Source organism: Candidatus Zixiibacteriota bacterium, from assembly GCA_018820315.1.
Lineage (GTDB): Bacteria > Zixibacteria > MSB-5A5 > JAABVY01 > JAHJOQ01 > JAHJOQ01.
Map to the genome: position 1 here is coordinate 1 of JAHJOQ010000070.1, position 11,094 is coordinate 11,094.

The 11,094-nt window shown below is 50.9% G+C and carries 8 protein-coding genes and 1 riboswitch; of the genes, 6 read left to right on the forward strand and 2 right to left on the reverse strand.

Features of this window, described 5'->3' with window-relative positions; translation table 11 throughout:
- Positions 1-440: hypothetical protein (locus KKH67_06425; protein ID MBU1318819.1), on the forward strand; the 440-nt coding region annotated here is incomplete at its 5' end.
- 376 nt (positions 441-816) lie between these two features.
- Here the strand turns inward: KKH67_06425 and KKH67_06430 are convergent.
- Positions 817-1,143: a hypothetical protein gene (locus KKH67_06430; protein MBU1318820.1), complete on the reverse strand. Its 327-nt coding sequence runs from the start codon at positions 1,141-1,143 to the stop codon at positions 817-819.
- 203 nt (positions 1,144-1,346) lie between these two features.
- On the opposite strand from KKH67_06430, the gene KKH67_06435 reads away from it, so the two are divergent.
- The 5 genes from KKH67_06435 (at position 1,347) to KKH67_06455 (ending at position 8,736) form a co-directional block, all read left to right on the forward strand.
- Positions 1,347-2,639 carry a DUF512 domain-containing protein gene (locus KKH67_06435; GenBank protein ID MBU1318821.1) on the forward strand — a complete coding sequence of 431 codons (1,293 nt, stop codon included), beginning with the start codon at positions 1,347-1,349 and terminating at the stop codon, positions 2,637-2,639.
- Positions 2,636-3,961 (forward strand): ribosome biogenesis GTPase Der, encoded by a 1,326-nt coding sequence (gene der / locus KKH67_06440; protein MBU1318822.1) that lies wholly within the window; start codon positions 2,636-2,638, stop codon positions 3,959-3,961. The genes KKH67_06435 and der overlap by 4 nt, the downstream gene beginning before the upstream one ends.
- Positions 3,958-5,028 carry a 23S rRNA (adenine(2503)-C(2))-methyltransferase RlmN gene (gene rlmN / locus KKH67_06445; protein MBU1318823.1) on the forward strand — a complete coding sequence of 357 codons (1,071 nt, stop codon included), beginning with the start codon at positions 3,958-3,960 and terminating at the stop codon, positions 5,026-5,028. The genes der and rlmN overlap by 4 nt, the downstream gene beginning before the upstream one ends.
- A gap of 26 nt (positions 5,029-5,054) precedes the next feature.
- A riboswitch (cobalamin riboswitch) is annotated at positions 5,055-5,245 on the forward strand.
- A gap of 72 nt (positions 5,246-5,317) precedes the next feature.
- Positions 5,318-7,522 carry a TonB-dependent receptor gene (locus tag KKH67_06450; protein ID MBU1318824.1) on the forward strand — a complete coding sequence of 735 codons (2,205 nt, stop codon included), beginning with the start codon at positions 5,318-5,320 and terminating at the stop codon, positions 7,520-7,522.
- Positions 7,519-8,736: a hypothetical protein gene (locus tag KKH67_06455; protein MBU1318825.1), complete on the forward strand. Its 1,218-nt coding sequence runs from the start codon at positions 7,519-7,521 to the stop codon at positions 8,734-8,736. Before KKH67_06450 ends, KKH67_06455 begins: the two co-directional genes overlap by 4 nt.
- Here the strand turns inward: KKH67_06455 and KKH67_06460 are convergent.
- On the reverse strand, positions 8,697-9,887 hold the full coding sequence (locus KKH67_06460; GenBank protein MBU1318826.1) for a PAS domain-containing protein: 1,191 nt from the start codon (positions 9,885-9,887) through the stop codon (positions 8,697-8,699). The genes KKH67_06455 and KKH67_06460 overlap by 40 nt on opposite strands.
- Positions 9,888-11,094: the final 1,207 nt, after the last annotated feature.

Below are 11,094 nucleotides of genomic sequence, written 5' to 3' on the forward strand. Positions count from 1 at the left end.
CACCGAACAGGGAGAAAGTGTATACAGAGACAGAGCTGAATAGCCTCATTGGTGATGTTGAGAAAGTTATGGCAGAGGATCTGATGCGAGCGGACGAAGAGCTGCAAGTCTCCAAGCAGCAGATGGCGGTACTTGTGGGGCAAAGTGAGTACTGGGAGTTTAGTTATCTGAACTACTTCTTAGTGCCCAACACAAAAAGATTCCTATTTGAGTTGAGTTATGCAGTTTCCGCCACGGCCAGCATCTTCGAGAACAACATGATACTGATACAGAAAATCGGAGTGTCGGAGCGATCCGAGCTCAAAGCTATCCGCGATGCGATTCTCCAACACTCCCTCGCGGCTGAAAACGAGAATCGGGGGCTGGTACTCACTGACAAGGGAAGGCGCTTTCTTCGATTCTTGGGGTTCGAGTCGCCCGGTTCAAGTTCAGTCACATAACTAACCGCCCGTAGCGCAGGTGGTTGGCGGGGATTGGCCGCTAATTCATCAGCGGGCGCTTCACACCGGCATTCTACCACGAATTACCGGTGCGCTCTGCACAAGTATTGAATGCTGCAATATCTAATGTCTGGCTCCGATCTGTGATCGCTTATCAGTAATCCGGAATACCGTCACCATTCGGATCACAGGGTGCAGGGCCGGCTGCAAAGACGTATGTGATCAGAAAAGCAATGTCATCCATATCGACCTCCGTGCTGCCGTGCGCGTCGCCTCAAATGTATGGACTCGGTATTATCCTGTACTCATATGTTGTTGCTGGTGCGATGTTTGGATCTGATATGGAATTCACAGCATTGTCGATAGCGCGTATATATTATAGTACCGCCGTTGCTGATAGATTCGGCGGAAGCACTGCACCATAATGGCCGTCACTTGCTGATCCGTCATGATGATTGCCATCGTCAAACATCCTCACGGCGCCAAACCCACTTCCAGCGTCGACAAATGGCTCTGTTGATGCAATCGGATTATCGGACACTACGTATGCCGTGACGGCTACGGAGTCGCCGGATTGGGGCATGACAGGTATATGGGCAGCGCTGGAAATAGTCATTGGATACAGTCCAATCGTACATGGAGGAGTCAATTCCTGCCCGATCAGACCGGGGAAATCTCCGCTGTAACGTGTGCATCGAGACATACCGTGCCGTTGTCATGGGAGTCGAAACCTAAAAGGTACCCCCCTTACCCGTGCGAGCAGTGGCTGTGCCTCTGCGCTCTGCATGGCAGCAATCGCGGGCGCACAGCTCCCGCGTGCACTTGAATTCCGTTGGTTTGTCATAGCCGGTGCTGTATATTCTCACCGCGCGCGGCGTGAGATCGTGCGATGGATGGAAAACGACTATGATGATACTGAAATCGACAGCGGATGATCCGATGCTGGAAGAGCTCGGCATCACTTCGGGATCGAAACTCCTGAAAGTGAATGGCCGCGAAGTCTGCGATATGCTCGATTATCGGTTCTATTCGGCTGATGACGATCTTCTGCTGTTGTTTGAGAACGCTGACGCGGATCAGGTGGAACTCGAAATCAGCGCGCAGGATCTCATTGACCTCGATTTCGAGTTTGGTCCCGACAAACCGAAAGGCTGCGGGAATAAATGCGTGTTCTGCTTCATACATCAACTCCCGAAAGGTCTCCGGCGGTCGCTCTATTTCAAGGACGAGGACTTTCGGCTTTCGTTTCAGCATGGCAACTATATAACTCTGACGAATCTCAAACCTGCCGATTTCAAGCGGATCAAAGAGCAGCGCTTATCGCCACTCTATATATCGGTGCATACAACGGATGACGATTTGCGGCGAAAGATGCTCGGCAACGAGAAAATACCGCCGCTTATGCCTCAAATGCGCGATCTTATCGATTCCGGTATCACAATGCATACGCAGATTGTGCTTTGTCCCGGATGGAATGACGGCGAGCATCTAAGGCGCACAATTGATGACTTGGCGGCAATGTATCCGGGAGTAAGTTCGGTCGCAGCAGTCCCTGTCGGTCTCACCGCGCACCGCGCCAAACTGCCTGCGATGACGCGTTACGATTCAGCATCCGCCGCCGCAGTTCTCGATGAGTTGATCGCAGCAGGGGAGAGGCTCTCCGGTGATCTCGGAATCCGATTTATCTATCCAGCCGATGAATTCTTTCTGCTTGCTGGCGTAGAGATTCCTGCAGAGTCATTCTACGACGGTTTCCCGCAAGTGGAGAATGGCGTGGGCATGATGCGGCAGCTCATGGATTCTGAGTCTGCCGACGGTATCGATCTGAAGAAAGATATTCGGCTGACAATTGCGACCGGAAGCCTGGTTTCACCCATGCTGCATGATATCCTCGACGCCAAATGGCGCACAGTAACCGGACTCAGTTATCGCGTACATCCAGTCGAGAACAAACTCATGGGGGACACCGTGACCGTATCCGGCCTGCTCGCCGGAATAGATATTCTCGACTCAGTTTCCCGGCTTGACAATGTCGGCGATTGTGTTGTTGTGCCGCCGAACTGCCTGAATGACGATGGACTTTTTCTGGATGATTTGACTATCGAGGATATCGAATCAGGGTTGTCGCGCCCTGTTGTTCAAGCGGAATACTCGTCGCGCGAGACACTGCTGAAGCTCAGAAAGGAGCTTGCAATATGAAGCGCCTCCCAGTGGTAGCGATCATTGGTCGGCCCAATGTCGGCAAGTCGACTCTGTTCAACCGGATTCTGAGGCGGCGACTGGCGGTAGTCGACGATCAACCGGGAGTGACTCGCGACCGGCTGTATGGGCTCGCCGAGTGGGCGGGGAGGGAATTCCACCTCGTCGATACCGGCGGTTTCATTCCGGACAGCGACGACCTGATCAACCGCCTCGTGAGAGAACAGGCGGAGATTGCAATCAGCGACGCTGATCTTGTGCTGTTCGTCACAGATTCACGCGTCGGTCCGACAGACCTCGATGAAGATATTGCTCGAAAGCTTCAAAGATCGAAGAAGCCGGTTATTGTCATCGCGAACAAGGCAGACAATGAATCGTTCAGCTATGATGTCAGTCGATTCTACAGTCTCGGCCTCGGGGAGCCGATCGACGTCGCTGCGAATTCCGGATACAACACAGGCGACATGCTCGATGCCGTCATCGACAAATTGCCGGAGACGGAGACCATCGATGAAACGGGCAAGCTGCGGATCGCTGTGGTCGGTCGCCCGAACGTGGGGAAGTCGTCCTTTGTAAATCTCCTCTGCGGAAAGACACGGCAGATTGTCACAGATATTCCCGGAACGACACGCGATTCAATCGACACAGAGATCATTGCAGATGGGGAGAAGTACATCTTAATCGACACCGCCGGGCTGAGGCGCAAATCCAAGGTCAAGGAGAATGTCGAATTCTATACTACTCTGCGAACACTCAGAAGTGTCGAGCGCTGTGATGTCGTTGTCCTGATTATAGAGGCGAACGAAGGGCTGCTCCATCAGGATATTCAAGTCCTCGAACAGGTGCATGAATTTCGCAAAGCGATATTGATCGCTGTCAACAAGTGGGATCTGATTGAGGACAAGGAGACCAACACGGTGCGCGATTACGAAGCTTCTGTCAAAGGGAAGATCCCGACATTCTCATACATTCCGATGATTTTCATCTCGGCGCTGACCGGGCAACGCGGAGTCAATGTTCTGAGGTTGTGCAAACAGATTGATGAACGCCAGAGTCGACGTATCCAGACTTCGGAAATGAACCGGTTTATCGAGGAGACCGTAAACCGACAGCATCCGGCGGCCGTGAAGGGAAAACACATCAAGTTCTTCTACGCGACTCAGACCGATATAAAGCCGCCGACATTCGTGCTATTTTGCAATTATCCGAAGCTTCTGCAGAAGCAGTATCTGAAGTACATTGAGAACAGACTTCGAGAGACTTATGACCTTGAAGGCGTGCCGATCCGGCTGAAGATTAAAGCGAGAGAGAGCAACCGTTGAGTGCAGATCGCAGCTTGATCGACCTGAAAGACATGAGCACCTCTGAGCTTGAGAATCTCTCCGAGGAACTTGTCTGCAAAAGGTTTCCCGGAAGGCAGCTTTTTGGATGGATCCACAAGCACAATGTCACCGATTTCAATGCGATGACGAATATTTCCAAAGAGTTTAGAGAGATGCTTAAAGGGAAGTATTACATCTCAAGGGCAGATATAGTAGACTTGCAGCAGTCGAAGCTCGATGGTACACGCAAGCTTCTGCTAAAGCTGAGTGATGGGGAGCAAGTCGAGACAGTCTGGATTCCAGGAGCCGATCGCAGTACCATTTGTGTATCGAGTCAGGTCGGATGCCCTCTCGCGTGTCGATTCTGTCTGACCGGACTTATGAAGATGAAGCGCAACCTAACTGCCGGTGAGATAGCGGAGCAGGTCTATTCAGTTAAAGCAATACTTCAAGGCGATGAGGACTTCAGAAACATCGTATTCATGGGGATGGGGGAGCCGTTTCTCAATTACGATAGTGTCATCGCGGGTCTTGATCTGTTGATGTCTGATCTCGGATTGGGGATCGCTCAGAAGAGAGTTACCATCTCGACCGTTGGAATCGTGCCGGGGATATTCCGCCTTGCCGATTCAGGTTTGAAGGTGATGCTGGCGGTGTCGCTGCACTCCGCTGATGATGATCTGCGAAGCAGGCTTGTTCCGGCAAACAAGAAATATCCGCTGAGTGTTCTCGTCCCTGCTCTGAAATACTACACCGAGACGACAGGTCGCCGCCTGACGTTCGAATACTGTCTCATTGGTGGAGTCAATGATTCGATCGACAGCGCGCGAAAACTCGTCAGTTTGATCCACGACATTCCTTGCAAGATAAATCTCCTCGCATACAACGCCGCACCGGGCCTTCCGAAAGAGTTCAGGCGACCATCAGAGGATTCGATCGAGAGATTCCGAGATTACCTATATCCACGCTGCCCAGCCGTCACTACTCGCAAATCAAGGGGCGCAGACATACTCGCTGCCTGCGGACAGCTTGCGACAGGATCCAAAATTTCAGAGAAAAAAACTTGACACTGACCTGCGGCAGCCATTTAATAGAGTCATTACATTGATTCGGTGCGGAGAGCTTAATAGGGAAGGTGGTGTGAGACCACCGCAGCCCCGCTACTGTAATCGGCTACGAAAGCAGGCTCACAGCTGAGTGACGGCCACTGCCAGTCGGTGGGAAGGCGCCTGCGAGTAGAGTGATCCGAGAGCCAGGAGACCTGCCGAATCAACCAAACCTTATCCTTGCGCGGGTGAGGGTGAGAGTCGATTGTGAGATTTTCATCCGACATTGTCTGCGCTGTAGAAACCTGATATGAGGTTGCAGCAGACTATTATCTCTATCGTCATTCTGGCAGTAGCCTGGAATTCTGCCTGCGGACAGTCGAGTGTCAGTATATGCGGGCGCGTGATCGACTGCACAACGGCGAGACCTATTGCCGGTGCGATCGTTGAGATCGGTGACGCAACGAGTGAAATCGTTGCTGACATCAATGGCTCCTTCTCAGTTCACGGTCTCAAACCGGGCGACTGTATCATAAGATTTCAAGCGCCGGCGTATCACACTCAGTCCGATACGGTGCTTGTGCTAAGTGATGATATGGCTGAGGAGTACGTATTTTGTCTTAATCCATTACTTTATACGGCTGATCCTCAGCATGTGCGAGGAAGCGCTGAGCCTGAGGGGCTTCGAGTCACAGTGATTGACCACAGTTCGCCTGAGTTCCAATCCTCAGAAAGCCTCGCTCAACTTCTTGACCAGATCCCCGAAATTATGGTGAATTACACTGGCTCAAAACTGGGTGAGGCTACTGTTTCCGTTAAGGGAGGACGTGCGAAAGAAGTACTTGTGTTAGTGAACGGTGTCAGTATTAACTCTCCCATTACAGGCGTCGCCGACATCAATTCAATTGCGATGTCAAGTGTCTCGAGAGTGGAGTTTCATGAAGGCGGTGTGTCTCCGCAGTTTGGGTCCGGAGCTGTTGGCGGAGTGCTCAACATAATCACAAACTCGCATAGGGGTATCTCGACTCTGGATGCTGGGGGAACCACTGGACAATACCACTCCTCTCTCTGGAATGGCGGGGCGAATCTCCACATGAATGAAAGATCGAGTTTTTCCGGTTCTTATTCCGGATATGCTGCGGCGAATGATTTCATGTACGACGATCCCAAGCTCGGAGTGGTCCGTCGCGCAAACGCCGATATCCGGAGAGCTATCGGTAGTCTGCATGGGACGTATTCTCTGGACAATGGCCGGTCATTCAGACTTGCATACCACCGTCTCGATCAGAATAACGGTCTGCCTGGATTCATCTATGCGCTAAGCACGCATGCACGCAAGAATGAAACGAGGGATATATTGTCCGCGGAATTCTCCAATCCGAATTCACTTTTCTCATACATGCTCAGATACTCGTACAGATCTAACAACCAGACATTCCAGGACACGGCAAATTTCTTCGAGATGAATGCGGCATATTTCGACAAGCTTCATCAGGTGAGCGTCGACGGGAATCTGGACCTGCCGCAGCAAACACGCATCGATGTCTCCGGAACAATCGCCCGCGAGAAATTCAGCATGGACAATCTTCTGAGTGAGAAAGCCTTTTTCGATGATGTCACTGAGGACCGAGCCTCGATAGCGGTTTCGCTCAGTGCGAACAGAATCATCGCGCAAGGGCGACCTGACGTCAGTGTGGATATGTTGGTGAGACTCCGAGGCGACTACAGTAGTCTGTTCAGGCCGATCCATTCTCCGTCAATTCAGATAGGAACATCGTTTCGGAGGTGGGTTGATATTCGAGGTGACCTGTCATATAGCAAGTCGTATCGCGCTCCCCTGTATTCATCGCTTTTCTGGAATGATGGCTTTGCAGCAGTGGGCAATCCTAATCTCCGCCCTGAGCGGATAGAGGAATCTTCGGCGGGGGCAGGTTTTGCTTTTCCGATTCTGGGTGAGTTGAGATTCGAGGGCAGGTACAGTCATACGTCTTACCGCGATCTCATTCAGTGGCAGAAGACAATTGCCGATCGATTCAGCCCTGCAAATCTAGATGGAGCAGTACTGTTCACGAAGTCTCTTGGCGTGCGCTGGAGTCTGCCTCTGCTGAATCTGCATGTAGAGTATTCGAATCTTGATCAGATTTCTAGGGATCGGAGCTGGGAGCGTACACACCACAATAAGCAGTTGATTTTCCGCCCCAGATACTTGCAGCATCTGAATGTGCGGTACAGCAGCAGCCATTTGGATCTTTCTTACAGACTGAGAAGCGTCTCCAAGAGATACTACCGGGCAGAAAACACCAAGTGGCTCGATGGATTTACCGTTGCTAATCTGAGCATTGCAATCATGAATGAGATCAAGTGGTTTCGATTGAGACTCGAATATGAACTTGGGAATATGAACAATGAAGAATATATGCTGACGGACAGATATCCGCTGCCGGGACAGACGTGGAGCCTGACGGCAAGAGTAACTGTCCCTCTAAGATCGAACCAGCGGGAGGTAGAAAGATGAATCGCTTTGGATTTGTTTTTGTGGCGCTGATGTTTGCAGCTTTCGCGAGCACTCAGTCAAAAGCTGATGAACTATATGTTATTAACGGTCTTGCCGAGACTCTGAGTCGCGTTGATCTCGAGACGGACATTGTTACAAATCACATCGCTACGCTCAACCTCTATCCGAATGATATTCTCATAGTCCGAGATACTGCATATATAGTCAATTCGGGATCGGCGGACATATATCTGTTTGATATCATTGATGGTGCAATTGTCGGTAGCATTGATATCGGCCCCAACCGCAATCCGTGGCAAATCGCGGAAATCTCGCCGGATACATTCCTGACGACCAACTGGATGACCAATAGCGTAACGAAGATTACCGCATCGGGACAAAATCTCGGAGAGTTTGATATCGGCGGAAGTAACCCGCAGGGGATTGTTGTGCGCGGTAATATTTCGTTCATAACTACAGTGTCGTTTGAGTGGCATGACACCTCGTACAGCGACGGTGCGGTGGCAGCCTGGGACAACAGGGGAGATTCAATCGTGCAGCCGATACCGGTTGGCAACAACCCAAACGACCTGGCCTTCGGCCCTGATGGTAATCTCTATGTTGTCTGCACGGGTGACTACAGCGGCACGGGAATGATCTACATTATCGATACAGTCCAGATGGCGGCTGTAGACTCAATCGATACGGGTGGAAATCCGACAGACATAGTCATCCTTCCGGATGGCACAGCATACATCGCTGCCGGCGGGGGATGGACGCCGGGCACTGACGGGTATGTCTATACGTTTGACATCTATTCACGAACTCTGTATCACGGATCGGCGAATCCACTGCTGACAGATGCGTTTGCGATTACTCTCACGGTTGCTTCTGATTCCACAGTTTTCGTGATGAACTTCGGAGACGATACAGTCACTGAACTCGATAGTTCCGGTGCGATTCTGAGAAGATTCTATGTCGGGGATGGCGCGCAGGTCGCTGCTGTCTGGGACTCCTCGCCTTGTGAGTTCGAGCGTGGCGATGCCGATGCTTCCGGAGGTGTCGATATCGATGATGTGGTCTATTTGATCAGCTACATTTTCACATCAGGGCCTGACCCAGCTTGTGATTCCATCACCGGTGAAGTTGATTGCAGTGGGGATGTCGATATCGACGATGTAGTGTATCTTATAGCCTACATATTCACGGGCGGTCCGGCACCCTGTCCGTATTGATTGACGATGCTTTCTGCGTCTGCCGTTTCAGTCGATGCGCTGGATGTTGTTGTGGTGATCGGAAGCCGTATTTCAAAACATGTACCTCTGCCCAGAACATCATCAAAGAGGATGGTGCCACGGTGGACGTCGACGATCTTCTTGCACGCCAGCAGACCGTAGCCTTCGCCGTCTGGTTTCATTGAGCAGCGCTCGCGGAATATCTTTGCTACTACAGTCTCATCGATTCCTCGGCCGGTGTCCGCCACCGTGATAATTATGAATTTCCCGTCAGATGAGGAGCTTGTTCTGATCACGATGGTCTTGATTTCGCTGTCTGCGTCCTTCAGTTCATCGGCAGCATTGTGAACCAAATCTCCGATCACCTGTTGAAGCCTGCCAAGGTCTCCCTTGAAGGGCGGGAGATTTTCGGAGAGCTCAGTGCGTATCTCAATTCCATCAAATCGATTTTGAGGAGAGAAGAACTTAATGGTCGATTCGATCATCTCGTTGAGGTTGGTTATTGTCCGCATTGTATGGGGCTTGCCGTACTCGATGAGACTCTCGGACAAGTCAGCAATCTTGCCCAGCGTACCCTTCATAACTGAGAGCTTGTCGAGTGCTTTTTGGTGGTCATTGTTATTGATAAACAAGGGAATCAGCTCAGTATTGCCGATCAGTATAGTGAGAAAGTTGTTCATTTCGTGGGCGATCTCGGCGGCCATCTCACCGCGTGTCAGCATCCGGTCTATCTCCACCACCTGCACTTCACTCATTCCACCGCCGTGGTGCGGCTGAAAGAAGTAGACGTACTCAGCGTCCTGCCCTTCAGTCGTCACTGTGGACTTGGTAATTTTCATTTTTCGTGATCTGGAGGCTGGAGATTCAAACGAGACCTCGCACTCACAAGAATGACTCTCCGATGACTGCCTAAGAACCTGCCCAATATCTGCCCCGCAACCGATTTGTTGCAGGGTCTGTTCAAGCTCTTTTCCTATAAGAGCATCCTGAGGCAGACCGAAAAATGAGGCTGCTTGCCTGTTTGCGAATGTGATTAGTAGATCGGGATTGGTCGTAACCATGCACACAGGGGCAGAGTCGAATGTTGCTCGAAGTGAGTGTCTCAACTGTGCTATGTCAACACTCTCTGTTGATCCGGATGTTGCTTTCATAAATTGCACCGCTGATGAGAGAGAATTGCCGATCTCCGCATAGTAGAGGAATGTCAGTTATGATTCCCCACTCAGAGCGGCAATTATCTGCGCCTCGGCAATCTTACGCTCGATTCTGATTGCGTAAGACGAAGCGCACCTCTATAATGGTGTATCGGCAGCAAGGGCCGATTCATGATGCACGATCCGTGTGTTATCTGCAGCTCCGGCTGCCGGATCGCATTCCGAAAGGCGTTAAGTGAATCGTGATGTTTATGGTTAATCTGTTAGCTGGGAATTACTTGCAAGGTTTGGAGAAATCAATCTATGCTGGATGAGACCTCAGCGCACGGCATACATGCAGAAAGCGCGAGCGGACCAGATGGCAATCATGATGGGGTGGGGAGTGCACATATTGTGAAACCGGGTGCAATAACTGCATTTTGGGTCATTTTTTGTGGGAGTACCACCTGAGCCAGGTACTGGACAACGGAACTTCTGGAAGCGCATTTTGTACTATAAATTAGGACATATCAGAGGGATACAGCTTGTCATTAATATAATGCTCGAAGCTAGTCAGAGAATCAAGAATCATTCTGAGCGGCACGCATGTTGCTGTTTTGGAGACTGACAACAACAACGACAAGGGTACCTGATAGGTAGAAGAATTTGGGAGAGGTGTGTGTTGGACTTAGTCCAACCACCTGACGTTAGAGTCGGGCATCCCCCCTCCGCCTCTCCCAAAATGATTCCCGTTGGACTTGAGCCAACGGGTTTTTTTTGTGATCAGTTCCAGCTTCACCTGACTGCCATAAGGTGATTTGCTTCACTTGTCACCGGGTCGGTCTGAATGAGGGATTCGGGGAAGAACAGCGGGAGACATGCAATCGCAACGTCCCCCGCTCTCGAAAGTGCACATGCTGGCATTAGGTCGCCGCCCCTTTCTGGTGCCCCCCCGGTGCTCCTTAGGCCAGCGACAAAGGACCTCCGGTCTCTTTTTGGGTGTAGCCCCTCTTTTACGTTTGAAACAATATAGAGACAGTGACTGTCAGAACCTGTCAGTGAAAACTCGGAATTTTTTGTCTGAAGGGTACTTTTTTGGGGATGAACTAGTACTCCTTCATGATTAAATATAGGAGTGACGTAATCTGGTGGATATCTTCATGAGGACTTTATATTCCTGATGGAGGATCGCCATGAGCAAGAAGTACATTGTGCGGCTCTCGGA

Bases quoted from the DNA above. Each gene is read 5' to 3' on its own strand.
- KKH67_06435 (MBU1318821.1), top strand. From the start codon at position 1,347: ATGATGATACTGAAATCGACAGCGGATGATCCGATGCTGGAAGAGCTC.
- der (MBU1318822.1), top strand. From the start codon at position 2,636: ATGAAGCGCCTCCCAGTGGTAGCGATCATTGGTCGGCCCAATGTCGGC.
- KKH67_06455 (MBU1318825.1), top strand. From the start codon at position 7,519: ATGAATCGCTTTGGATTTGTTTTTGTGGCGCTGATGTTTGCAGCTTTC.
- KKH67_06430 (MBU1318820.1), bottom strand. From the start codon at position 1,143: ATGTCTCGATGCACACGTTACAGCGGAGATTTCCCCGGTCTGATCGGG.
- KKH67_06450 (MBU1318824.1), top strand. From the start codon at position 5,318: ATGAGGTTGCAGCAGACTATTATCTCTATCGTCATTCTGGCAGTAGCC.
- KKH67_06460 (MBU1318826.1), bottom strand. From the start codon at position 9,887: ATGAAAGCAACATCCGGATCAACAGAGAGTGTTGACATAGCACAGTTG.